Raw genomic sequence first — 23554 nt, 5'->3', positions numbered from 1 at the left:
CCTCAGGGGCGGCGGGTGGACGGGACGCGCAGGGCGGCGGGCACGGCCAGGAGGACGCCTGCGGCGGCGACGTAGCCCGCGGTGGCCAGGCCGGAGGCGGTGGCCTCGCGGAGGGGTTCGCCGGTGAGGCCGGGGAGGGACGCGGTGGCCACGGCCACGAGGACGGCGAGCCCGGCCCCCGAGCCGACCTGGAGCGCGGTGTTCGCCAGGCCGGAGGCCACGCCCGCGTCCCCGGGCGCGACGCCGCCGCCCGCCGCGTTGAACATCGCGGGGTAGATCAGGCCCATGCCCAGCCCCACCACGACGATCCCCGCGAGGACCGTCAGGTAGGAGCCGTCGGCGCGCATCCCCGCCGCGAGGAGGGCGGCCCCGGCCCCGCCGGTCAGCAGCCCGGAGACCAGCGTCGCGCGGGTGCCGAAGCGCGGGATGAGCCGGTCGCTCAGCGTGTTGCCCAGGGTGATCGTCAGGGTGGGGCCGAGGAACCCCACGCCGGTCCGCAGGGCGTCGTAGCCCAGGACGTCCTGGAAGTACAGCGTCAGGAAGTACGGCACCGCCTGCAGTGTCAGGCCGAACAGCAGGATGACCCCGGCGGCCGCCGGCAGGCCGCGCTCCCGGAACAGCCGCAGCGGCAGCAGCGGATGGCGGCTGGCCCCCTCGATCCGGACGAACACCGTCAGCAGGACCAGCCCCGCGACGGCCGCGCCGAGCACGGTCGGCGAGCCCCAGCCGGTCTCCGGGCCCTGCGCGATCGCGAAGACCAGGAGGGTCACCCCGCCGGTGCCGGTCAGCGCGCCGGGCAGGTCGAAACCGGTGCCCCGCGCCCGGGGGGCGTCGGGGACGAGCAGGTACGGCGCCGCCACGAGGCCGAGCGCGGCCAGCGGCACGTTCACGAAGAAGACCCATTCCCAGCCGAGCGCGCTGGTCAGCGCCCCGCCGAGGAGGGCGCCCAGGCTCAGGCCCGCCGCGCCCCCGGTGGCCCACACCGTCAGCGCCCGGGTCCGCTGCGCGTGCTCGGTGAACATGGTGTTGACCAGCGCCAGCGTCGCCGGGGCCAGGATCGCGCCGCCGAGGCCCTGGAGGGCGCGGGCGGCGATCAGCGTTCCCGGCCCCTCGGCGAGCCCGCCGAGGAGGGACGCCCCGCCGTACAGCAGCATGCCCGCGGCGAACAGGCGGCGGCGGCCCAGCAGGTCGGACAGGCGCCCGCCGAGCAGCAGGAACCCGCCGAACACCACGGCGTACGCGCTCACGACCCACTGGATCGAGTGCACGCTGAAACCCGCGTCCCGCGCGATGTCCGGCAGGGCCACGTAGACGATCGTGAAGTCGAGCGAGGTGATCAGATTGGCGAAGGCCAGCAGGCCCAGGCTCGCGCCCAGGCGTGGCGTCTGTGTGAGTGTCATGTCCGGAACCCCTCAATCAAGGCAGCTCGCCCACCGTAAGAAGGGGACAGGCCACCTGAATCAGTAAGATTTCGGGGTTCCGTTACTGGAGGAGGCGGCGATGCTGTACGGCCGGAGCGCCGAGCTGGCCGCCCTCGACGCGCTGCTCGACGGGGCCCGCGAGGGCCGCAGCGGCGCCCTCGTCCTGCGCGGCGAGGCGGGCATCGGCAAGTCCGCGCTCCTCGACCACGCCGCGAGCGCCGCCACGCGCCACGGCTTCCGCGTCCTGCGCGCCGCCGGGGTCGAGCCCGAGGCCGACCTCGCCTTCGCCGGGCTCGTCCAGCTCCTGTGGCCCCTCCACGACCGCCTCGGCGCCCTCCCCGCCCCGCAGGCCGCCGCCCTGCGCGCCGTCTTCGCCGATCCCCTCCCCGGGCACCCGGTCCCGCCCGGAGCCGGCCCCCCGGCGTACGGCGGCGCGCCCGGTTCTCCGGAGGACCCGGACGCGCCCGGAACCGCCGAGGCCACCGGTACCACCGGTACCACCGGTACCACCGGTACCACCGGTACCACCGGTACCACCGGTACCACCGGTACCACCGGTACCACCGGCACCACCGGCACCACCGGAACCACCGGAACCACAGGAGCCGACGGGGCGGGCGCGAGCCGTACGGCGGGAGAGCGGGACCGCTTCCTGATCGGGCTCGGGCTGCTGACCCTGCTCGCCGAACTGGCCGAGGAGAGCCCCGTCCTGTGCCTGGTGGACGACGCGCACTGGCTGGACCGGGCGTCGGCGGAGGCGCTGGCGTTCGCGGCCCGGCGGCTCGGGGCCGACGGGGTCGCGGTGGTGTTCGCCGCGCGGCCGGGCGGGTTCGCCGTGCCCGGGCTGCCCGAGCTGTGCCTGGACCGGCTGGGGGAGGAGGACGCGGGCCGGGTGCTCGGGGAGTACGCCATCACGCCCGCGCAGCGCGAGCGCGTGCTCGCCGAGGCGGAGGGCAACCCGCTGGCCCTGCGCGAGCTCGCCCTCGCCGTGCCGCACGCGCGGGACGCGGGCCCGCTCCCGGTCGCCGACCGCGTGCTGGCCGCCTTCCAGGCGCGGATCGCCGCGCTGCCGGAGTCCGCCGGGACCGTGCTGCTGGTCGCCGCCGCGGCCGGGCACTGCGACCTGCGCGTCGTCCTGGCCGCGGCCGGGCGTCTCGGGGCCGGGCTCGCGGGGCTGGAGGCGGCCGAGCGCGCTCAGCTCCTGCGGTTCGACGGCGACCGGATCGCCTTCCGGCACCCGCTGATCGCCGCCGCCGCGTACCACCCGGCGCCGCTGGCCCGCCGCATCGCCGTCCACCGCGCCCTCGCCGCGACCGCGGCCGACCCCGACGCCCGCGCCCGCCACCTGGCGCTGATCACGATGGAGCCGGACGAGGGCGTGGCCGCCGAACTCGCCGCGGCGGCCTCGCGGGCCCGCGCCAGGACCGCCTGCGCCTCCTCGGCCACCCTCTACGAGCAGGCCGCCCGCCTCACCCCCTCGGCGGAGGCGCGCGCCGTACGGCTGGGCGAGGCGGCGGACGCCGCGCTGGCGGCGGGGGAGATGGACCGCGCGCTCCGCCTGGCCGCCGACGCGCGGGCGCTGACCGCCGACCCGGTGCGGCGGGCCGGGTTCGCCCGGGTGAGCGCGGAGGTGGAGTTCGAGCGCGGCGACCCGGCGGACGCGGCGCGCGTGCTGCTGGACGCCGCGCCGGAGGGGTTCCCCGAGGTCGCGGCGGGCATGGCGCGCACGGCGGCCGGATACGGCTGGTTCGCGGGAGCGGCGGACACGGTGCGCGAGGCCGCCCGGCTGCTGACCGCCCTCGGCCTGCCCGACGACGCGACGCTGGGGCTCGCGCGGCTCACCGAGGGCGACTACCCCGGCGGCGTGCGGCTGCTCAGGGCCGCCACGGGCGTGCCCGGGACGGACCGGATGCGGGACGCCCGGATCGGGCTGATCATCGGTGACGACGAGCTGACGCTGTCCTCGGCCGCGGCCGAGGTGGCGCACCGCCGCCGGGCGGGGCTGGTGGGCGCGCTGCCCCAGGCGCTGCAGTCGCTCGCGCAGGCCCAGGTGGTCGCCGGGCTCCACCGGGACGCCGAGGCCGCCGCGATCGCCCGCGACACCGGGCTGCGGCACCGCGCCGGGCAGCTCGACACCGTCCTGGCCAGGATCGCCGCGATCGAGGGCGACGAGGAACGCGTGCTGGCGCTGACCGCCCGTGCCAAGGGCACCGGAAGGGTCGCGGCCGACACCATGCTCAGCGTGCTCGACCTGGGCCTGGAACGCCCCGACCGGGCGCTGCGCCGCCTCATCGAGTCCGCGCGCGGGCCGGGCGCGCACGCGGGCGTCCTGATGGCCTCCACCGGGGACCTCGTCGAGGCCGCCGTCCAGGCCGGCCGACCCGAGCTGGCCGAGGGCCCGCTGCGCGGCTTCCGCGCCTGGGCCGAGGCCGGCGGCCTGCCCTGGGCCCTCGCCGTGGCCGAGCGCTGCCTGGCCCTGCTGACCGGCGAGGAGGAGCACTACGCGCGAGCCGTACGGCTGCACGAGAGGGCGACCCGGCCGTTCGAGCGGGCGCGCACCGAGCTGCTGTACGGCCAGTGGCTGCGCCGCGCCCGCCGCCGCGCCGACGCCCGCGTGCCGCTGCGCTCCGCGCTCGGCGTCTTCGAACGCCTCGGCGCCGCCCCCTGGGCCGCCCGGGCCCAGGCCGAGCTGCGCGTCACCGGCGGCGCCCCGGCCCGCCCCGCCGCCGCCGAGCTCCTCGGCCGGCTGACCCCGCAGGAGCTCCAGGTCGTCCGCATGGCCGCCGAGGGCGCGAGCAGCCGCGAGATCGCCGCGCGGCTCTTCCTCAGCCCCCGCACCGTCGAGTACCACCTCTACAAGGCCTATCCCAAGCTCGGCGTCGCCTCGCGCCGCGAACTGGCCGCCTTCGACCTGTCGGCCCTCCCCGCCGGCCGCCGCACGGCCTGACGCCCCGGCGCGCCACCTGGCCCGACGCCCGGCCGTACGGCCTGGAGCCCGCCCCGCCGTACGGCCTGGAGCCCGGCTCTCCGCACCGGGCGGGGGAGCGGGGCCTCACGCGGAGGCGAAGGCGGCCAGCGCGCCGGCGCACAGCAGCAGGAACGCCCCGGGGAAGACCAGGTGCGAGTGGACGCGGGCGCGCAGGACGGCGGCCACGGCCCCGGCGAAGTAGAGCACCAGCGCGAGCGCGGCGGCGAGCCCGAGCGGCCGCAGGGCGATGCCCGCCAGCAGCCCCAGCGCGCCCGCCGCCTTGGCCGCGCCCAGCGGGAACAGCCACGACTCGGGGATCCCGTACGCCGCCATGTTGCCGCGTATCCACGCCACCCGCGCGAAGTCCACGGCGGCGGCGGCCACGTTGGCGACGGCTGCGGCCAGTATGACGATCATCTGGGTCGCGTTCATGAGTCCTCCCGGTGCGCGACGTCCTCACCACATCGACGCCGCGCGCTCCGGGAAGGTGACCGCCCCGGCCCCGGGCGGCCCCGGCCCGGCCACGGCCCAGGTCCGGGCCGGGCCTCAGCCGGGGGCCTCACCCGGGGGCCTCACCCGGGGGCCTCGGACGAGGGGCTCGGGCGAGCGACTCGGGCCAGGGGCTCCGGCTGGAGACTCGGGCGGGAGCCTCAGGCGGGGGGCTCGGGGCGGGAGTCTCAGGCGGGGGCGGAGTGGGGGTGCCAGTCGGGCCCGGCGGGGAAGTCCAGCCGCTCGACCCGGATCGCGTAGACCTCCTCCGGGGCGACGACCACCTCGTGGGCCCCGTGGTCCACCTGCCAGTACCCCAGCTTGCGCGCGCGCAGCCCGTCGTGCCCGGCGTAGGCGATGTGCAGCCCGTCCGACTCCTCGGCCAGGACCACGCACGGCTCGCCGCCGAAGATCCCGACGGTGCGCAGGAGCACCAGCCAGGACAGGTCCGTGCGGGGGACGCGCTTGCGCCAGTAGCCGTGGGCGCGCTCGAACCCCTCCTCCGTGGGCTCGTCCCCGGTGAACAGCACGACGTCGCCGCTGCCGGGCCCGACGTTCGCGGCGTAGGTCCGGCCCCGGTAGTGGGCTATGAAGCCGTTCTGCGGGTTCATCGCTCGGCTTCCTGGGGCGCCCCGGCCTCTTCGGCGCTGTCCGCGAGGATCTCCTCCAGCGACTCCGCCGCCGGCCGCTGCCAGGTCAGCCCGTCGTACACGGCGAACAGCCGCTCGCCCTCGGCCGTCACCCGGTAGATCTGCGCCCCGGCGGGGAGCGGGACGTGCTGCGTGTGGAACTGCGGCACGACGTACTCCCGCGAGGTCGTGAACCCGTTGCCCGCGAACGGCTGCGCGTCGTTCCAGTCACCGCCCATGTGCGCGCCGTACGGGACCTGGTAGGAGTCGGTGTCCCTGGCGTACCACCGCATGACGTACAGCTCGGGCGTCCCGGCGGTGAGCTCCGACCCCTCGAAGTGCAGGTCGAGTCCCTGGAACAGCTCCCACGGAGTCGTCAGCTCCGAGTCCTGCACGCGGTACACGTATCCCGCGATCACCGTCCGCTCCCCGGCGAGGTACGGCACCAGCAGCCGGGGCGGCACGACCTTCTGCATCAGGGTCGCCCGGGCCCTCCTGGCCTCCCCCGCGTCCGTCACCGCGGGCTCCTGGGGGTCGCCCGGCCGGCGGCGCGGCGCGTGGTCGGGGGCTGGGGAGGACGAGCGCGGAAGGCCCCGGGCAGCGTGGGGGGTGCGGTCCTGATGGGTGTCTCCTTTCTCCTACGGACACAGTAACGGGCGGACAAATCACGACCACGGGTTCGCCGGACAAGCCCGGGATCCCACGCGGGCCTCACCCGTGGCCGGGGCCGGATCCCGGCCGGGGCACGGCCGGGGGACCGGGGGCTCAGCCGGGGAAGGAGACGGGCGTCTCCCGCCCGAGCCCGGTGAGGCGGCGGTGCTGGAGGCTGGGGAGCAGGGCGCGGACCTCGCGGGTGACCTCGGGGTCGATCTCGCCCACGTGGACGCCGGGGTGCGGGCCGAGGTCGGCGCGCACGACGCCCAGCGGGTCCACGAGCATGCTGCGGCCCACCCCGAAGGGGCTGTCGGGCCCCGGGGACTGGTCCACGGCGACGACCCAGCAGGTGTTCTCGATGGCGCGGGCGCGGACCAGGGTGGTCCAGTGCTCCTCCTTGAAGACGCCGGAGCCCCAGGCGGCGATGACGACCAGGACCTCGGCCCCGGCCTCGACCAGGGCGCGCGTCAGCTCGGGGAAGCGGATGTCGTAGCAGGTGACCAGGCCGACGCGGAGGCCCGCCAGCTCGGCGACCCGTACGGCGTCGCCCGGGGCCACCACGTCGGACTCGCGCTGCCCGAAGGAGTCGAAGAGGTGGATCTTGCGGTACGTCGCCGCGACGCGCCCGGCGGCGTCCAGCACCACCGCCGTGTTGTACACGCGGCCGTCGGGGGCGGGCTCGAACACCCCGGCGATGACCCCGATGCCGTGGATGCGGGCCGCGTTGGCCAGGCCGGTGACGAACGGGCCGTCCAGGGGCTCGGCGGCCTCCCGGAGCTTGGGCCCGAAGCACGTGAGCGACGCCTCGGGCAGCACGGCCACGTCGGCGCCGCCGGTCGCCGCCTTCCGGATCGCGGACACCGCCCGGTCGAGGTTGATCCGGGGGTCGGAGGAGACAGGGATCTGACAGAGCGCGAAAGACGTCACCCCCCAAGTCTGCCCGCCCGCCCCGGCCCCCCGGGAGAGCCCCCTCGCATCGCCCCCGCCGGGGAGCGCCTGGCGTCGCCCCGCCGGGGAGCGCGCGGGCGGGAGGGTCCGGCAACCGCCTGGAGCCCGCCCGCACTTGAGTACGCTTCAGGCAACGGTGGTCGTTCGGCACGTGCGACCGGTCTGGCACGTTGAAGGGGATATGGCCGCTTTTCGCCCCACTCTTGGCGCCGCTCATGGCGCGTCCGCCGTACGGCTGCGCCGTGCCGCGTCGTCCCGCCCGCCCATCAGCCCGGGAGGTACGGCGTGAGCATCAGGGAGCGGATCCGGCGGTTCCTGCAGCGGCCCGGCACGGTGGACCTGGGGCCGCTGCGGGTGCACGTGGTGCGGGCGAACGAGCTGGAGCCGTCCGTGCGGGACCTGGCGGACGCGGACCTGGGGGCCCGGGCCCGCGAGGCCCGCTCGCGCGGCGACCTCGGGGAGTTCTGCGCCCTCATGCGCGAGGGGGCGCGGCGGGCGCTGGGCCTGCGGCCGTACGACGTGCAGTTGCTCGGGATGCTCGGGCTGATGGACGGGCGCGTCGTCGAGATGGCGACCGGGGAGGGGAAGACCCTCGCCGGGGCCATGGCCGCGGCCGGATACGCGCTGAACGGGCGGCGCGTGCACGTGATGTCCGTGAACGACTACCTCGCGCGGCGGGACGCCGAGTGGATGGGGCCGCTGTTCGAGCTGCTGGACGTCTCCGTGGGGTGGGTCGGGCAGGGCTCCTCGCCCGAGGAACGCCGCCAGGCGTACTCCAGGGACGTGACGTACGCGCCGGTCAGCGAGATCGGGTTCGACGTGCTGCGCGACCGGCTGCGGACCGAGGCGGACCGGCGGGTGGTCCCCGAGCCCGACGTCGTGGTGATCGACGAGGCCGACTCGGTGCTCGTGGACGAGGCGCGGGTGCCGCTGGTGCTCGCGGGCGCGGCGGGCGTGGGGGCGGCCGATCCGGCGCTGGCCGAGATCGTGCGGTCGCTGCGGGCGCGGCGCGACTACGAGATCGACGACGAGGGCCGGGCCGTCCACCTGACCTCGGAGGGGATCGCGGCCGTGGAGCGGGCGCTCGGCGGGGTCGATCTGTACGCCGGGGGCGACAACGGCGTGATCTCCGCGGTGAACGTGGCGCTGCACGCGCACGCGCTGCTCAAGCGCGACGTGGACTACATCGTGCGCGACGGGAAGGTGCAGCTCGTCAACGAGTCGCGCGGCCGCGTGGCGCGGCTCCAGCGCTGGCCGGACGGGCTCATGGCGGCCGTGGAGGCCAAGGAGGCGCTGGTCCAGACCGAGAGCGGGGAGATCCTGGACTCCATCACCGTCCAGGCCCTGATCAGCAAATATCCGACCAAGTCCGGGATGACGGGCACCGCCGTCGCCGTCGCCGAGCAGCTCCGCGAGTTCTACGGCCTGGAGGTCGGCGTCGTCCCGCCCAACAAGCCCTGCGTCCGCGCCGACGAGCCTGACCGCCTCTACGCCACCCGGGGCGACAAGGAGAACGCCGTCGTCGCGGAGATCGTCAAGGCCCACGCCACCGGCCGCCCGGTCCTCGTCGGCACCCTCGACGTGGCCGAGTCCGAGCGGCTGGCCATGCGGCTGCGCGCCTCGGGCCTGTCGTGCGTCGTGCTCAACGCCAAGAACGACGCCGAGGAGGCCAAGGTCGTCGCCGAGGCCGGGGCGCACGGCGCGATCACCGTGTCCACCCAGATGGCCGGGCGCGGCACCGACATCAAGCTCGGCGGCGAGGAGGTCGCCAGGCTCGGCGGCCTCTACGTGATCGGCACCGGCCGCTTCGCCAGCAGCCGCCTGGACGACCAGCTCCGGGGCCGCTCCGGGCGCCAGGGCGACCCGGGCACCTCGGTGTTCTTCACCAGCCTGGAGGACGCCCTGGTCACCTCCTACGCCCCCGACGCCGCCCGGATGTCGTTCACCCCGGACGAGGACGGCCTGGTCACCGACAAGCGCGCCCGCTGGACCGTGGACCACGCCCAGCGCGTCGCCGAGGGCGCGAACCTGGAGATCCACCGCAACACCTGGCGCTACAACAAGCTCATCGAGCTCCAGCGCGGCGTGCTGCTCGAACACCGCGACGCCGTCCTGCACGGCGACGCCGCCCTGCGCGAGATGACCGTGCGGTGCCCGGCGCGCGTCGAGGAGCTCACCGCGTCGGTCGGCGAGGAGGCCGTCGCCCGGGCCGCCCGGCAGGTCGCGCTGTTCCACCTCGACCGCTGCTGGGCCGAGCACCTGGCGTTCCTGGCCGACCTGCGCGAGGGCATCCACCTGCGCGTCCTCGGCCGCCAGAACCCGCTGGACGAGTTCCACAAGGCCGCCGTGGCCGCCTTCGCCGAACTCCTCCCCGAGGCCACCGCCCGCACCGCCGAGACCTTCGAGACCGTCGAGGTCACCGCCGAGGGCGCGGCCCTGGCCGACGCCGGCCTCCGCCGTCCCACCGCCACCTGGACCTACCTCGTCCAGGACAACCCGTTCGGCACCGAGGCCGACCGCCTCCTGCGCGGCCTGAAGAACCGCGTCCTCTCCTGACCGACCTCTCCTGACCGGTCCCTTCTGACCGGTCCCTTCTGACCGATCGCCGGGCGGCCCTTCTCGGCCGCCCTTTTCCAGCCGCCCTTCTCCGGACGGCCCCGCCCCCGGCGTTCTCGCCCGCCGTACGGCTTCGCGTGCCCGTGCGGCGGGCGCCGCCGTTCCCGGGGTCCGCGTGGGCCTGCCGTACGGCCGGGGAAATCTCCGCGGATCGGGACTGGCGCGGTGGTACCCCCTGCCGGTATGTTCTGTGCGACACCTGAGCATCTGTTCAAGGATTACGGTTATGACAACGGTTACCGGTCTCGACGCCTGCACGACCCTCGCCCCCGACACCGCCAAGGTCGCGGCGACCAAGGACCGCCTCGTCACGCCCGCTGAGGCGGCGCGGCTGGCGGACCTGTTCCGGCTCCTGGGCGACCAGACACGCGCCCGGCTGCTGTACGCGCTGCTGGAGGCCGGGGAACTGTGCGTCTGCGACCTCACCGCGGCGGTGGACGTCTCGGACACGGCGGTCTCGCACGCGCTGCGGCTGATGCGCACGGCGGGCATCGTGGCCAGCCGGCGCGACGGGCGGATGATCTACTACCGGCTCGCCGACGCCCACGTTCGCCTGCTGCTGGACCTGAGCCGGGAGCACCTGAGGGAGACGGAGCGGGCGGACGCCGCGCACCGGGAGGAGCCGGCGGCCGCCGTACTGGGGGAGGTCAGATGAGCGCGGGACACGGGCACGGCCACGGGCACGGCGCGAGCGCCGCGTCGGACAAGAAGTACCTCGTCGCGGCGCTGGCGCTGCTCACCGCCTACATGGCGGTCGAGGTCGTGATCGGCTTCGCGGTCAACTCGATCGCGCTGATCTCCGACGCCGGGCACATGCTCACCGACGCCGCCGCGATCGTGCTCGCGCTGATCGCGATGCGCCTGGCCGCGCGCCCGGCCGCCGGGGCGTACACCTTCGGCTGGCGGCGCGCGGAGATCGTCTCGGCCGCGCTCAACGGGCTGACGTTCGTGCTGCTGGTGGTGTACTTCGTCTACGAGGCGGTCCACCGCCTGCTCGACCCGCCCGAGGTCGGCGGGCCGGTCGTGTTCGTCACCGCGATCACCGGCATCGCCGTCAACGCGGCCGCCACCTGGCTCGTGTCCAAGGCGAACCGGTCCAGCCTCAACGTCGAGGGCGCGTTCCAGCACATCCTCAACGACATGTACGGCTTCATCGCCACCGCGATCGCCGGCGCCGTTGTCTGGGCGACCGGGTTCGCCCAGGCCGACGCGATCGCCGCGCTGGTGGTCGCCGGGCTCATGGCCAAGGCCGCGTGGTCGCTGCTGCGCGACTCCGGCCGCATCCTGTTCGAGGCGGCCCCGCCCGGCCTGCACCCCGACGAGATCGGCTCGGCCCTGGCCGCCCAGCCCGCCGTCGTCGAGATCCACGACCTGCACATCTGGACGGTCACCAGCGGCTACCCCGCCCTGTCCGCCCACGTCATCGTGGAGCCGGGCAGCGACTGCCACGCCGTACGGCAGGAGCTCGCCGCCCTCCTCCGCGACCGGTTCGAGATCGCCCACACCACGCTCCAGGTGGACCACGGGGACGCCGGCCAGGACTGCCCCGAGGCGCACGGCCCCCGCCACCGCGCCGGCCTGACGGCGGGCTAGCGCCCGGCCCGGGCGACGCGAGACCGCCGGGGTCAGCCGGTGGCCCCCCAGGTGAGGGAGAGGCCGCCGGCGGCCCGGTCGGCGCGGATCTCCATCATGCTGCCGAGGATCGTGGCCCGGTCGGCGATCACGGCGGCGCCGTCGAGCGTGTAGGTCACGCGCTCGCTGACGAACACCGGGGCGCCCTCGGGCTCCCCCAGGTGGCGGGCGGCCGCGGCGTCGAGCAGGCCCGGGCGTACCGTCTCGGCGGCGCGCGCGGCGGCGACGCCCGCGTCCGCGAGCGCCGCGTAGAGGGACTCGGCGCCGAAGTCGCGGTCCTTGATCCGGTCCGCGGCCGGCCGACGCACCCAGGAGACCTGGTGTACGGCGGGGCGGCCGGCGAACTCGCGGACGCGTTCGAGCCGCAGCGCGGTCTCGCCGGGGGCGGCGCGCAGGCGCGCGGCGACCGGGGCCGGGAGGCGGCGCATGGCCCGCCCGAGCACGACGGTGCGCACCCGGTGCCCCTGCCGCTCCAGGTCGTCGGCGAGGCTCCGCAGCGGGCCGAGCCGGTACGCCAGGTGGGGCGGGGCCACGAACGTGCCCCGCCCGGCCTGCTGCACGATCAGTCCCTCATCGCTCAGCAGCCGGAGGGCCTGGCGGAGCGTCATCAGCGTGACGCCGTACGCGGCGCTCAGCTCCCGCTGGGAGGGCAGCGCCTCGCCGGGGGCGTAACGGCCCGCCCGGATCTTCTCGGCGAGGTCCGCGGCGATGGCGTGGTACCGCGTCTCGTGTCCGGCGTCGCGGGCCATCGTGCTGCATCACGCTCCTGGGTCGTCCAGGGCCTCCCGCATCGCCGTCAGGAAGGCCCCGATCTCGTCCGGCCGCGCCCCGGCGAGCACCCGCCGCATGATCGCGGCGCCCACGACGACGCCGTCGGCGCGGCGCGCGGCCTCCACCGCCTGGCCGGGCGTGGAAATACCAAAGCCTAACAACACGGGGCGGTCGGACAGGCCGGTGATCCGCCCGGCGAGCGCCGTGGCGGCCGGGCCGAGAGCGCTCCGCGTCCCGGTGGTGCCCATGAGCGAGACGGCATAGACGAAGCCGCGGCTGCGGCGCGAGATCTCGGCCAGGCGCGGGGCGGGCGTGGCCGGCGAGGCGAGCAGGGCCAGGTCCACGCCCGCCCCGGCCGCGGCGTCCGCCGCCTCGTCCGCCTCGTCCACCGGCAGGTCGGGCACGATCAGCCCGCTCGCCCCCGCCTCCCGCAGCGCCGCGCAGAACGCCCAGGGGCCGTCGCGGAACACCAGGTTGCAGTAGGTGCTGACGACCAGCGGCACGTCCAGGTCCGCCAGGCCGGCGAGGCCGGCGAGGACCCCGCGCGGGGTCGCGCCCCGCGTCAGCGCCGCGTGCGACGCCTCCTGGATGGTGACCCCGTCGAGGGTGGGGTCGGAGAACGGCACGCCGATCTCGATCGCGTCCGCGCCCGCCGCCGCGAAAGCCCGGGCGTACTCCGTCCAGTCCGGGGTGATCCCCCCGGTGACGTACGGCATGAGCAGTTTGCGCCCGGCGTCGCGGCGGGCCCGCAGGCGGGTTTCGAGGGCGTTCACAGCACCTCCATCAGCGTCGCGACGTCCTTGTCGCCCCGGCCGGACAGCGTGAGCAGCACGGTCGAGCCCGCGGGCAGCTCCCCGGACCCGGCCGCGCGGATCACCCAGGCGACCGCGTGGGCCGACTCCAGCGCCGGGACGATGCCCTCCGCGCGCGCCAGCCGTACGGCGGCCGCGGTCACCTCCCCGTCGTCCACGGTGACGTAGCGGGCCCGGCCGAGGTCGCGCAGGTGCGCGTGCTCGGGCCCGACCCCGGGGTAGTCGAGGCCGGCCGCGATGGAATGGGCCTCCCTGATCTGCCCGTCGTCGTCCTGGAGGAACAGGGAGCGGAACCCGTGCAGCACGCCGGGCCGCCCGAGCGCCGCCCCCGCGCCGCCCTCCGCCTCCACGCCCCACAGCCGGGCCGGGGTGTCGGCGAAGCCCGCGAAGGTGCCCGCCGCGTTGGAGCCGCCGCCGACGCACGCCACGACGTGGTCGGGCACGGCGGAGGGCAGCGCCGCCGCGCACTGGCGGCGCGCCTCGTCGCCGATGACCCGCTGGAACTCGCGGACCATGTAGGGGTACGGGCTGGGGCCGATGACCGAGCCGACGCAGTAGTGCGCCGAGCCGGCCACGCCGACCCAGTGGCGCATGGCCTCGCTGGTGGCGTCCTTGAGCGTGCGGGTCCCGGCGCGCACGGGCACCACCTCGGCGCCGAGCATGCGCATCCGGAACACGTTCAGCGCCTGCCGTTCGACGTCGCGCTCGCCCATGAACACGGTCGCCTCCAGCCCCAGCAGGGCGGCGGCGGTCGCCGTGGCCACGCCGTGCTGCCCCGCGCCGGTCTCCGCGATCAGCCGGGTCCGGCCCATCCGCGCGGCCAGCAGCGCCTGCCCCAGCACATTGTTGATCTTGTGGGAGCCGGTGTGGGCCAGGTCCTCCCGCTTGAGCAGCAGGGTGACGCCCAGCTCCGCCGACAGCCGCCACGCCGGGGTCAGCGGGGTGGGCCGGCCCGCGTGCACGGCGAGGAGCGTCGCGAGCTCGCCCCGGAAGCCGGGGTCCGCCCACGCCTCGCGGAACGCCTCCTCCACCTCCCGGCACGCCTCCACCAGCGACTCCGGCACGTACCGCCCGCCGTGGTCCCCGAACCTCCCCCGCTCGCCGGGAACCCCCATCGCGCGCGGTGCCGCCGCCCGCGTCGCCACGTCTCCCATCATGTGATCATCCGTTCTATAACTAGGCGAAGAGTTCTAGAACAGTATGGGCGGCAAACACCCCTGGGCGCCAGGGGTTCGCGGGGGAGAGCCGCCGTGATCTCGCGATTCCGCGCCCATTCCACAGACGCCGACGCCTCACGTGGCACCGGCGGCGGCACGGAATCACAAGATCGCGAAAGGGCGAGCACCCCGGGACGCCGCCCATGGCGAGGGCCCCCAGGCGCCAGGTGCTCAGGGGGAGGCGCGGGGGGAGAGCCGCCCTGACCGGCCGGCGGGGGAGGCGGACGGTCAGGGCGGGAGAGGGCCGGTGGGAGAGGGGACGGGCGGGACGGGGCGGGCGGGGTGCGGGGTCAGCGGGAGAGGGCGGCGAGGCGGGCCACGGCCTCGTCCATGACCTCGGGGCGCTTGCAGAAGGCGAAGCGGACGTGGTGGCGGCCGGCCGCCGGGTCGTCGTAGAAGACCTGGGTCGGGATCGCGACCACGCCCGCCAGGGAGGGGAGCGCCCGGCACAGCTCGTGGCCGTCGTCGAAGCCCAGCGGGCGGATGTCGGTCTGCACGAAGTACGTGCCCGCCGGGGTGTAGGTCCGAAAGCCCGCGGCGGCCAGGCCGGTGATCAGGCGGTCGCGGTTGGCCTGCAGGGTCTCGCGGAGCCGGGCCACCCAGGGCAGTTCCTCCCGCAGGGCGTAGGCCACCGCGCGCTGCCAGGGGGCGCTCGCGGTGAACGTGAGGAACTGCTTGACCGTCTGCGCCGCCCGGACGTACGCCGGGGGCGCGGCGATCCAGCCGGTCTTCCACCCGGTGACCGAGAACGACTTGCCCGCCGAGGAGATCATGACGGTGCGCTCGCGCATCCCGTCGAGGGTGGCGATCGGGACGTGCTCCGCGCCGTCGAACGTCAGGTGCTCGTACACCTCGTCGCTGATCGCCACCAGATCCCGGTCCCGGCAGAGCCCCGCGATGACCTCCAGCTCGTCCCGCGTGAACACCGTGCCGGTCGGGTTGTGCGGGGTGTTGAGCAGGATCGCCCGCGTCCGCGGCCCCACGGCGGCGCGCAGCTCGTCCGGGTCGAACGTGAACCGCCCCTCGACCGGCCGCAGCGTCACCGGCCGGCGTACGGCCCCCGCCAGCTCGATCATCGCCGTGTAGGAGTCGTAGTACGGCTCGAAGACGACCACCTCGTCGCCGGGCTCGGCCAGCGCCAGCACCGACGCCGCGATCGCCTCGGTCGCGCCGACCGTCACCAGGATCTCCGAGTCGGGGTCGTAGGCCAGGCCGTACCGCTCCTTGTGGTGGTCGGCCACGGCCTGCCGCAGCTCGGGGACGCCCGGCCCCGGGGGGTACTGGTTGAACCCCTCCCGGATCGCCGCCGCCGCCCGCTCCAGCATCTCCGGCGGCCCGTCCGTGTCCGGGAAGCCCTGCCCGAGGTTGATCGCCCCCGTCCGCACGGCCAGCGCCGTCATCTCGGCGAAGATCGTCGTCCCGTACCCGCGCATACGCCGCACCAACGGTTCAGTCACGCGCCAAAGCCTACGACGGCCCGGCCCCCCGGCCCGACCCGAGCCGGTCCGAGCCGATGGCGGGGAAGACGGCGGAGGAGCCCGGGACCACCGGGCGGTCACTGGCCCACGCGGCCGTCGACGCACTCGCGGAGGAGGTCGGCGTGGCCGCAGTGGCGGGCGTACTCCTCGATGCGGTGGACCAGGAGTTCGCGGATGGCGATGCGGTCCTTGCCCACGCGCTCGCCCAGGTCGGGGTGCGCGGCGAGGGCGGCGTCGGTGGCGGCCTGCTCGCGTTCCAGGGTGGCGTACGCGTCGTCGACCACCGCCTGGTCGGCCACGGCGCCGTCGAAGTCGCCGTCGGGGTCGCCGTACAGCTTGGGCAGCGGGTCGCCCTCGGCGAGCCAGTTGCGCCAGTCGCGCTCGACCTCGGCCAGGTGCCGGATGAGGCCGAGCAGCGACATGGTGGACGGGGGGACCGAGCGGCGGGCCAGTTGCTCAGGGGTCAGGCCCTCGCACTTCAGCCGCAGGGTCAGGCGGTAGTCCCGCAGGAAGTCCTGGAGCGTCGCGAGCTCGCCCTCGGGGCTGTCGCCGTGCCGGTTGCGGGGATCGTCGTCGGGGTCCGCCCACATGTCGGGGTAGACGGTCGCCTGGGTCCATCGTTCGGGTTGGTCGCTCACGCGTGCCATGGTCGTGCGCGCGGGGTCCCGCCCGCCAATCATTTTGCGCGGGTGTACGGCGGCGCGGGGTCAGGGTCCCAGGTCGGCGATGGCGGCGACCGTGCCGCCGCCGGAGGGGCCCTGGTGGACGGCGGCGACCGAGACGAAGACGGCGGGGTCGGCGGTGACCGAGGCCGCGACGCCGCCGACGCAGGCCTTGATCTGCCGGTGCCAGTGGACGTCGGAGTCGTCGAGCATGATGTTGCGGCGGCCCCGGACCCGGCCCGAGGGGTCGGCCTCGCACTTGATGAAGACGTTGACCAGGCGGCCGAACAGGTCGGACGGGTGGGGGCGGGCGGGCAGGTCCAGCCCGGCGGAGCGGATGGCGTCCCAGATGCCGTCGGCGTCGAGGGCGTCGCGCATGACGGCGTGGCCGACGCGGTACCGGCCCCCGACGCCGCGCACGTTGCCCACCACCACGATCTGGGCGCGGTCGAGCTCCACCCCGGAGGAGCACGACGCCACGGTGGAGTACAGCGACAGGTCCCGGTGGATCTGGTCGGCCCGCGGCGGCTCGATCTCGCCGAGCGCGACGGCGATGCCGAGGGCCGTCGTGGAGTTGGAGACGTCCATCGACTTGAGGGTGTCCTCGGTGACCACGCCCTGGCCCCGGTTCCGCGCCTGGGTGATCGTCTCCAGCGTGAGCAGCGGGGTCTTGGTCTGCACGTAGTGCACGTCGGAGGGGTCGTCGATGCCCGCGGCCTTCATGGCCTCGCGCACGCCAGCCGCGACCTTGTCCACCATCGCCGGGCGGCCGATGTCCTCGGGCAGGATGACCTCGCTCATCGCCACGCCCACCGACACGCGCGGCTCGTCGGTGCGGATCGCGCGCTCCGGCCGGACCGTCGCGAAGATCGTCGCGTGCGGGCTGAGCACGCCGTCCGTGCCGCCGGACCAGACCAGGGGGACGCGGGCGATCTCCTCGGCGGTGCGGGTGCCCCGGGACAGGAGCACCTCGCGGAAGGCGCGGTCCGCGAGGATGCGCGTGTAGTCGTTGACGCCGCCGTTGCCCTCGGTCTTGCCGATCACCGCGAGCACCCGGTCGGCCTCGATCACGCCCTCGTCGATCAGCCGGGCCAGCCCCGAGGCGTCGGTGACGCTCTCGATGGGGACCTTGCGCACCTCAACCGGATCGGGCATACGAGCCGCCTTCCACTATCGTTCCGACCTGTCCGTGCACGGCCTCCCCGAGACGCCGCAGCGCCGTGATCACCGCGCGCCCGCCGCCCTCGGCGAACCGCGCGGCGGCCTCCGCCTTCGGCCCCATGCTGCCCGGCCCGAAGTGCTCGCGGAAGCCCCGGATCTCGCCCGGGCTGGTACGGCCGAGGGGCCGGGCGTCCGCCGTTCCGAAACCGACCACCGCGTGCTCGACGTCGGTCGCGATGACCAGCGTGGACGCGCCCACCTCGCGCGCGAGCAGGGCGGCCGCCAGGTCCTTGTCGATCACGGCCTCGACGCCGCGCAGCGCCCCGCCGGGCCCGCGCGCGACGGGCACGCCCCCGCCGCCGGCCGCGACCACCACGAACCCCGCGCCGAGCAGCGCGCGCACGGCGGGGGCGTCGAGGATCTCGCGCGGTTCCGGGGAGGCGACCACGCGCCGCCAGCCGCGTGAGCCGTACTCCCGCCAGGTCTGCCCCCCGGCCATGAAGCGGCGCGCCTCGGCTGCCCCGTAGTACCGCCCGACCGGCTTGGCGGGGTCGGCGAACGCGGGGTCGCCGGGGTCCACGAGCGTCCGCGTGACCAGCGCGGCCACCCGGGTCTCGCGCAGGCCGCGCGCCGCGAGCGCCCGCTCCAGGGCGTCGAGGATGAGGACGCCGATCGAGCCCTGCGTCTGCGCCACGCACCAGTCCAGCGGCACCGGCGGCACCACGGCGGCCGCGAGCTGGTTCTTGATCAGCAGATTGCCCACCTGGGGCCCGTTGCCGTGCGTGAGCGCCACCCGCAGCCCCGCCGCGACCAGCCCGGCGACCTGCTCCATCGCCTCCTCGACCGCCGCGCGCTGCGCCTCCGGCCCCGCGCTCCCGTCGGGACCGGTCATCGCGTTGCCCCCGAGCGCGATCAGGACCCGTTCGCCGGTCACGCGTCCGACGCTAGCGGCGTCCCGCGCCCGGGCTCATTGGCGATCCTTGCCCAAGCGATCTCCGCTCCTGGGCAACCCTCGCCCGGCTCAGGAACCGGCCACGGTCCAGTCGTTCGGGCCCACGGTGTAGAAGTCCTCGCCGGAGTCGCTCTCGCGCTTCAGCCAGCCGCGATCGACCAGCCGCCCCAGGGAGCTCTCCACGGCCGCGGGCTCCATCCCGGTGAGCCGCGCGAGCCCGTCCGCCGTCGCCCGCGAGTCCGTGGCCAGCGTCACGGCGGCCTCGTACACGGCGGTGTCGGCGTCGCTCAGCCCCTGCGCGTCGCGCCCGAGGCCGTCCCCGCCCCACACGTCGTGATCCCAGCTCTCCCGCTCCGCCACGGCACCCACCTCGCTCCACGCCTCGATCGTTCCGACTGGCGTTCCCCGCAGGGCCCCCGCGAATCCGCATCCGCGCCCCCGGCGGTCGCCGTACGGCTCCGCGGGCCCGCCCCACCGCCGTCGCCGCACGGCCCGGCGGAGGCGATCGCAGGCGATGGCGGTACGGCTCAGCGGTGGCCGACGACGGCCTTGGAGGTGAGGCGGCCCGCGCGGAAGCAGAGGCGGTAGGCGTCCCCGGCGAACATGCCGGTGTTGTAGTAGGCGCAGTCCTCGCCGGGGGGCGGGGGAGGGGCGTCGTCGGGAGGGCCGTCCTTGGTGAAGGGCGGCAGGACCCGCTCGGCCTCGGCCCGGGTGAGGCCCGCGGACAGGGCGGCGTACTCGTCCTCGTCCAGGATGGACAGGGCGGTGCTGGCCAGGCTGACGGGGGCCATGAGCAGGAGGATCCCGGCCAGCGCGGCGATCGGGCCCACCACGGCCTGGATCAGCCTGCGGCGCACCTCCCGCTCGGTCCGGGCGAGGTGCGCGGAGATGCCCGAGGCGGGCCGGGCCGCCGCCCCGGGGCCGAGGGGCAGCTCGGCCCGCACCTCGAACCCGCCGCCGGGGGCACGTCCCGCGCGCAGCGTCCCGCCGGACAGCCGCACCCGCTCCTCCAGCCCGACGAGCCCGGTCCCGCCGGGGGAGACCCCCGGGGACACGCCGGTCCCCGGCCCGTTGACCACGCTGACCACGACCGCGTCCGCGCGCCGCGCCAGCCGTACGCGCACCGCCGCCCCGGGCGCGTGCCGGGCCGCGTTGGTCAGCCCCTCCTGCACGACCCGCCGCACGGCCAGCGCGGTCATCTCCGGCAGGCCCGCGAGGTCGCCCTCGCCCGGCGCCTCCTCCCGCACGGCCGGCCCGTCCGCCGCCACGGCCGGCGCGTCAGCGCCAGGAGCCGGCCCGCCCGGGCCAGGAGCCGGCCCGCCCGGGCCCGGGGCCAGGTCCTCCCCGGTCAGGCCGGGGCCGCGCGAACCGCTGCCGGTCCCGCCCGCGTCCGCGCTCGCGCTGGGCGTGCCGGATCCCACGTGTGACGGCGTGCCCGCCGGAGCCGGGGCGGCGATCTCGGGAGGCCGTACGGCGCGCGCGGGCGGATCGGCCGCGGCGGCCGGGAGCGGGGCGGCGCCGCCGGCGGGGAGGCCGGAGGCGCGGTCGCGGGTGAGGCCGGAAGCGACCTCGGAGGTGACCTCGGAGGTGACCTCGGACGTGAGCTCGGGGGCGACGTCAGGGGCGACGTCGAGTGTGACGTCGAGGCCGGCGGCACGAGCGCGCTCGACGAGCGCGCCGAGGGCCTCGCCGCGGGGGCCGCCGGGCGGGGCGTCGTCGGGGCGCAGCACCCCGATGATCTCGCGGAGGCGGTCGGTGGCCTCCCCGGCGGCCCTGCGGAGCTCCCCGGCGAGGGCCTGGCGGCGGGGGTCGAGGCCCGGGTCGATCTCCAGGGCGGCCGCGCGGACCGCGAGCAGGGTCAGGTCGTGGCCGAGGGAGTCGTGCATGTCGGTCGCGATCCTGGCGCGCTCGCGCAGCCGGGCGCGCTCGGCCGCGTCGCGCTGCTCGCGTTCCATGCGTTCGGCCAGCCGCCAGCCGGCGCCGACCAGTTCGGCGTACTGGTTCCGGTACCGCCCCAGCAGCCACGGCAGCTCCACCGCGGCCAGGAGCGTGAGCAGCATCGCGGGCCAGCCCCAGAGCCGGTCGGGCGAGAACAGCGCCACCAGCGGCAGCCCCGCCAGCGCCACGGCGCCGAAGAACACCAGCGCGGGCCGGGCGGCGGGCATGCGCCGCCCCGCGAGGTACCCGAACACCGCCAGCGCGGTCCAGCAGGACGGCGCGAACATCTCCACGTCCACGGCCAGGCTCAGCGCGACCGGCACGGCGAGCGCCAGGAGGGGCCGGCGGCGGGCCAGCAGGGTCGCCACCCCCAGCAGCGGCACGGCGAAGGCGGCCTCCGCCACCGCCCGCCCCCCGTCGGTGACGGCGAGCGCGACGGGAAGGGCGATCACGAGCAGCCACACCGCGAGGTCGGCCAACCGGGCATACCGGCCAGAGCGGTCGTCTAAGCGCACCGCCCCAGCATCACCGACGACCGCCCCGCCCGCCGAATCGATCACACCCGGGCCCGTCCCGCCGCGGCCCCGCTCACCGCGTGACCGGCCCGTACGGCGCCCGCGCGGCGGAGCCGCACCAGGTGGACCAGGCGGGCGGCGACCACGGACACCGAGGCCAGCGACATGGCCGCGAAGAACACGTACAGCGCGGGCCAGGCGTAGGTGATCATCCCCAGCGTGGCCGCCCGGTTCATCAGCAGCCCGAACAGCGCGCCCAGCCCGAGGAACCCCGCGACCGGCAGCGCGTGCGGCGCGAGCCGTACGGCGGCCCGCCAGAGCGGCCGGGCGGCGCGGCGGCCCGCCCAGGCGCGGGACCTGCGGACGCCCAGGACGCCGAGGGCGAGCGCGACCAGCGTGAGCACGGCGAGCACGGGGTCGGCCGTCATCGTGAACGGCTCGCTCCCGGAGGGGGTACGGCCCTCGGCCAGCTCGGCCAGTTCCTCCGCCATGAGCAGCGCGTCGTCGCCGGAGATGAAACCGGTGTTGGCCACCACCGCGACGCCGTACCCGGAGGCGGGCAGGACGATCTGCGCGGAGTTGTGGGTGAGCAGCCAGCCGGTGTGCGACAGCCGCGGGGACCCGCCGGGGGTCTTCCCGGTCCACCAGCCCATCCCGTAGGTGTGGTCGGGCGCCCCCGGCGGCCCGTGCGTCGCCTTCACCGCCGGGTCGGCGCCGTTCTGCGCGATCAGCCACCGCGCGAGGTCCCCGGCGGTGCTCACCACGCCGAAGGCGCCGTTGACGAACATGGTCGAGTGGTCCCGCTCGATGACCCGCCGGTAGGCCCGGACGTATCCGCGCCCCGCCCCGGGCAGCTCGTCGGTGGTGTTCACGGTGGTGGTGGCGCGCATGCCGAGCGGGGTGAAGACGGCGTCCCGCATGTACCCGGCGAAGTCCCGGCCGGTCACCACCTCGACCAGCCGCGCCGCGACCGCGTAGTTCGGGTTGTGGTAGCGCGTCTTCTCGCCCGGGGCCCCGGCCAGGGACGCGCCGCGCAGGTTCGCGACGGCCTCCTTGAGCGTGCCGGGGGCGGCCAGCGCCAGCTCGGGGTACTCCGAGTCGGCCATGCCCGAGGTCTGTTCCAGCAACTGCCGCACCGTGATCTTCTCGGCGCGCGGGTCCGCCATCCGGAACTCCGGCAGGTACCTCCGCACCGGGGCGTCCAGCTCCACCCGCCCCGCCTCGGCCAGCCGCGTCACGCCGAGCGCGGTGAACGACTTGGACATCGAGGCCACCGGCATGGGGCTCGCCTCCGTGAGGGCCTTCCCGCCGGCGTCGTGCCCGTACCCGGCCGTCCGCACGACCTGATCACCCTTGGTGACGGCGACGACCGCCCCCGGCAACCCGGTCCGCGCCATGTAGTCCTTCACGTACGCGTCCACCGCGCTCGCGGTCAACCCGGCAGGAGCTGGGGCGACGGCGGCCGACGCGCTCCCCGGGGCGACCACCGCGCCCGCGGCCAGCAATGCCGTCACGGCGGCGGCGACTCTGTTTCGCATGATTCATCCCTCGATCGCTCGCTACGTACGGTGACGAAGTTAGTGATCGCGGGCATGCCGCCACATCGCGCGAAAGTGCGGCCCCGCCCCTGACTTTCGTCGGGGGCGGGGACCAGCCGGGGACGAGGCCCGGCGCGGGCCGGGGACCGTGCGGGCCGGGAGTCGTATGGGCCCGGGACCGTGCGGGCCGGGAGTCGTACGGTCCCGGGACCGTGCGGGCGGGAGCCGTGCGGGCCGGGAGGCGCGGGTCAGAAGCCGTAGCGGAGGATGCGGCCGATGTCGCGGAAGCCGGGCAGGTGGGCCAGGACGCGCATCTGGAGGCGGCCGGCGCGGGGGAGGCGCTCCACGCCGGGCATGTCCACGCTGCGGAGGTCGTCGAGCAGGGTCAGGCCGGGGTGCAGGGACTCCAGGTCGCGCGGGTGGTCGATGCCCCAGTGGAGGGTGGCGCCGGAGTTGCGCACGGCGGGCACGAGCTTCTGGAGCCTGATGCCGAGGGTGCCGTAGCAGTCGAAGAGGAGCCGGCCGCCGGGGAAGTCGGAGACGACGCGCCGGATGAGCCGCTTGCCGTCCTCCTCGCGCAGGTACATCGTCAGGCCCTCGAACACCGCCACCACCGGGCGGTCCGCCGGGATCTCCTCCATCCACCCGTCCTCGGTGACCGACGCGCCGACGGTGCGGTAGCTCCCGGCGGGCCGGGGCAGCAGCCGCTCCCGCAGTTCGAGCACCTCGGGGTAGTCCACGTCGAACCACCGCACCGACGGCGGGGGCGCGAGCCGGAGGACGCGGGAGTCCAGCCCGCACGCCAGGTGGAGCACGGTCGCCGAGGGCTCCTCGGCGAGGAACTCGGCGGTCCACTCGTCGAGCCGCCTGGCCCGCAGGGCGACCCCCGCCGCCTGGGTCGCGTTCATCCCGGTGCGCTTCCAGTCGTACTCGATCCGCCGCACGGCCTCGTCCGCCGCCGCGTCCCCCAGGATCGGGTCCGGCGCCCGGAAGTCCAGCGCCCTGCCGTACAGCGTGGCCAGCATCGTCTCCGGCGCCCCGGTCAGATCGACCTTCTCCCGCTCCATGCACCCGCCCTTTCGCCGGCCTCCCCCCACCATTGCACCCCACGGCCCCCGAGGGGACGGGCTCCGCCCCCGCCGTCCGGGCCAGA

20 protein-coding genes are annotated in these 23554 nt (G+C 75.9%); 4 read left to right on the top strand and 16 right to left on the bottom strand.

What is annotated here, in order from left to right:
- Nucleotides 1-2 precede the first annotated feature (2 nt).
- Nucleotides 3-1400, bottom strand: coding sequence for an MFS transporter (locus D5H75_RS19835; RefSeq protein ID WP_119927986.1), 1398 nt, complete (start codon nucleotides 1398-1400; stop codon nucleotides 3-5).
- Nucleotides 1401-1500: 100 nt separating this feature from the next.
- Here D5H75_RS19835 and D5H75_RS41750 point away from each other — a divergent pair, with 100 nt between their 5' ends.
- Entirely contained in the window at nucleotides 1501-4368 is a 2868-nt protein-coding gene (locus D5H75_RS41750) for an AAA family ATPase (protein ID WP_202638324.1), read from the top strand.
- A 105-nt stretch (nucleotides 4369-4473) separates the two neighbouring features.
- On the opposite strand, the gene D5H75_RS19810 is transcribed toward D5H75_RS41750, so the two are convergent.
- The 4 genes from D5H75_RS19810 to D5H75_RS19795 all read right to left on the bottom strand — a co-directional run bounded on the left by D5H75_RS19810 (nucleotide 4474) and on the right by D5H75_RS19795 (nucleotide 7088).
- A complete protein-coding gene (locus D5H75_RS19810; RefSeq protein WP_119927985.1) occupies nucleotides 4474-4821 on the bottom strand; it encodes a DoxX family protein in 348 nt (115 codons plus the stop codon).
- Nucleotides 4822-5066: 245 nt separating this feature from the next.
- Complete coding sequence (locus D5H75_RS19805) at nucleotides 5067-5489, bottom strand: hypothetical protein (RefSeq protein WP_119927984.1); 423 nt, start codon at nucleotides 5487-5489, stop codon at nucleotides 5067-5069.
- Nucleotides 5486-6025: a hypothetical protein gene (locus tag D5H75_RS19800; protein ID WP_202638323.1), complete on the bottom strand. Its 540-nt coding sequence runs from the start codon at nucleotides 6023-6025 to the stop codon at nucleotides 5486-5488. The genes D5H75_RS19805 and D5H75_RS19800 overlap by 4 nt, the downstream gene beginning before the upstream one ends.
- A 247-nt stretch (nucleotides 6026-6272) precedes the next feature.
- Nucleotides 6273-7088, bottom strand: a complete 816-nt coding sequence (locus D5H75_RS19795; RefSeq protein ID WP_119927983.1) for a carbon-nitrogen hydrolase family protein — start codon at nucleotides 7086-7088, stop codon at nucleotides 6273-6275.
- Between the two features lie 312 nt (nucleotides 7089-7400).
- On the opposite strand from D5H75_RS19795, the gene secA2 reads away from it, so the two are divergent.
- The 3 genes from secA2 (at nucleotide 7401) to D5H75_RS19780 (ending at nucleotide 11318) form a co-directional block, all read left to right on the top strand.
- Complete coding sequence (secA2, locus tag D5H75_RS19790; RefSeq protein WP_119928150.1) at nucleotides 7401-9665, top strand: accessory Sec system translocase SecA2; 2265 nt, start codon at nucleotides 7401-7403, stop codon at nucleotides 9663-9665.
- Between the two features lie 286 nt (nucleotides 9666-9951).
- The gene (locus D5H75_RS19785; protein ID WP_119927982.1) at nucleotides 9952-10380 is read left to right on the top strand and encodes an ArsR/SmtB family transcription factor; all 429 of its coding nucleotides are present in this window, start codon (nucleotides 9952-9954) and stop codon (nucleotides 10378-10380) included.
- Nucleotides 10377-11318, top strand: a complete 942-nt coding sequence (locus D5H75_RS19780) for a cation diffusion facilitator family transporter (protein ID WP_119927981.1) — start codon at nucleotides 10377-10379, stop codon at nucleotides 11316-11318. The genes D5H75_RS19785 and D5H75_RS19780 overlap by 4 nt, the downstream gene beginning before the upstream one ends.
- Nucleotides 11319-11350: 32 nt before the next feature.
- Here the strand turns inward: D5H75_RS19780 and D5H75_RS19775 are convergent, their stop codons facing one another.
- The 11 genes from D5H75_RS19775 to D5H75_RS19725 form a co-directional block, all read right to left on the bottom strand.
- Nucleotides 11351-12106 (bottom strand): GntR family transcriptional regulator, encoded by a 756-nt coding sequence (locus tag D5H75_RS19775; protein ID WP_119927980.1) that lies wholly within the window; start codon nucleotides 12104-12106, stop codon nucleotides 11351-11353.
- A gap of 9 nt (nucleotides 12107-12115) precedes the next feature.
- Complete coding sequence (gene trpA, locus D5H75_RS19770) at nucleotides 12116-12901, bottom strand: tryptophan synthase subunit alpha (protein ID WP_242454374.1); 786 nt, start codon at nucleotides 12899-12901, stop codon at nucleotides 12116-12118.
- Nucleotides 12898-14094: a tryptophan synthase subunit beta gene (gene trpB / locus D5H75_RS19765; protein ID WP_119928148.1), complete on the bottom strand. Its 1197-nt coding sequence runs from the start codon at nucleotides 14092-14094 to the stop codon at nucleotides 12898-12900. Before trpB ends, trpA begins: the two co-directional genes overlap by 4 nt.
- A 353-nt stretch (nucleotides 14095-14447) precedes the next feature.
- A complete protein-coding gene (locus D5H75_RS19760) occupies nucleotides 14448-15614 on the bottom strand; it encodes a pyridoxal phosphate-dependent aminotransferase (RefSeq protein WP_119927979.1) in 1167 nt (388 codons plus the stop codon).
- 98 nt (nucleotides 15615-15712) lie between these two features.
- Nucleotides 15713-16273 (bottom strand): DinB family protein, encoded by a 561-nt coding sequence (locus D5H75_RS19755; protein ID WP_242454373.1) that lies wholly within the window; start codon nucleotides 16271-16273, stop codon nucleotides 15713-15715.
- Between the two features lie 69 nt (nucleotides 16274-16342).
- A complete protein-coding gene (bar, locus tag D5H75_RS19750) occupies nucleotides 16343-17452 on the bottom strand; it encodes a barbiturase (protein ID WP_119927977.1) in 1110 nt (369 codons plus the stop codon).
- Entirely contained in the window at nucleotides 17436-18392 is a 957-nt protein-coding gene (locus tag D5H75_RS19745; RefSeq protein WP_119927976.1) for a carbamate kinase, read from the bottom strand. Before D5H75_RS19745 ends, bar begins: the two co-directional genes overlap by 17 nt.
- A gap of 87 nt (nucleotides 18393-18479) precedes the next feature.
- The gene (locus D5H75_RS19740; protein ID WP_119927975.1) at nucleotides 18480-18770 is read right to left on the bottom strand and encodes a helix-turn-helix domain-containing protein; all 291 of its coding nucleotides are present in this window, start codon (nucleotides 18768-18770) and stop codon (nucleotides 18480-18482) included.
- A 167-nt stretch (nucleotides 18771-18937) separates the two neighbouring features.
- A complete protein-coding gene (locus D5H75_RS41745) occupies nucleotides 18938-20863 on the bottom strand; it encodes an ATP-binding protein (RefSeq protein ID WP_202638322.1) in 1926 nt (641 codons plus the stop codon).
- Nucleotides 20864-20904: 41 nt separating this feature from the next.
- Nucleotides 20905-22401 carry a serine hydrolase domain-containing protein gene (locus tag D5H75_RS19730; protein WP_119927974.1) on the bottom strand — a complete coding sequence of 499 codons (1497 nt, stop codon included), beginning with the start codon at nucleotides 22399-22401 and terminating at the stop codon, nucleotides 20905-20907.
- A 248-nt stretch (nucleotides 22402-22649) separates the two neighbouring features.
- Complete coding sequence (locus tag D5H75_RS19725; protein WP_119927973.1) at nucleotides 22650-23468, bottom strand: class I SAM-dependent methyltransferase; 819 nt, start codon at nucleotides 23466-23468, stop codon at nucleotides 22650-22652.
- Nucleotides 23469-23554 lie beyond the last annotated feature (86 nt).

The sequence above is a fragment of the Bailinhaonella thermotolerans genome, assembly GCF_003594875.1.
GTDB classification, from domain to species: domain Bacteria; phylum Actinomycetota; class Actinomycetes; order Streptosporangiales; family Streptosporangiaceae; genus Bailinhaonella; species Bailinhaonella thermotolerans.
This window is presented reverse-complemented; position numbering and strand designations above follow the sequence as displayed.

Bases quoted from the DNA above. Each gene is read 5' to 3' on its own strand.
- D5H75_RS19835 (WP_119927986.1), bottom strand. From the start codon at position 1,400: ATGACACTCACACAGACGCCACGCCTGGGCGCGAGCCTGGGCCTGCTG.
- D5H75_RS41750 (WP_202638324.1), top strand. From the start codon at position 1,501: ATGCTGTACGGCCGGAGCGCCGAGCTGGCCGCCCTCGACGCGCTGCTC.
- D5H75_RS19810 (WP_119927985.1), bottom strand. From the start codon at position 4,821: ATGAACGCGACCCAGATGATCGTCATACTGGCCGCAGCCGTCGCCAAC.
- D5H75_RS19805 (WP_119927984.1), bottom strand. From the start codon at position 5,489: ATGAACCCGCAGAACGGCTTCATAGCCCACTACCGGGGCCGGACCTAC.
- D5H75_RS19785 (WP_119927982.1), top strand. From the start codon at position 9,952: ATGACAACGGTTACCGGTCTCGACGCCTGCACGACCCTCGCCCCCGAC.
- D5H75_RS19780 (WP_119927981.1), top strand. From the start codon at position 10,377: ATGAGCGCGGGACACGGGCACGGCCACGGGCACGGCGCGAGCGCCGCG.
- D5H75_RS19775 (WP_119927980.1), bottom strand. From the start codon at position 12,106: ATGGCCCGCGACGCCGGACACGAGACGCGGTACCACGCCATCGCCGCG.
- trpB (WP_119928148.1), bottom strand. From the start codon at position 14,094: ATGGGAGACGTGGCGACGCGGGCGGCGGCACCGCGCGCGATGGGGGTT.
- bar (WP_119927977.1), bottom strand. From the start codon at position 17,452: ATGCCCGATCCGGTTGAGGTGCGCAAGGTCCCCATCGAGAGCGTCACC.
- D5H75_RS19730 (WP_119927974.1), bottom strand. From the start codon at position 22,401: ATGCGAAACAGAGTCGCCGCCGCCGTGACGGCATTGCTGGCCGCGGGC.
- D5H75_RS19725 (WP_119927973.1), bottom strand. From the start codon at position 23,468: ATGGAGCGGGAGAAGGTCGATCTGACCGGGGCGCCGGAGACGATGCTG.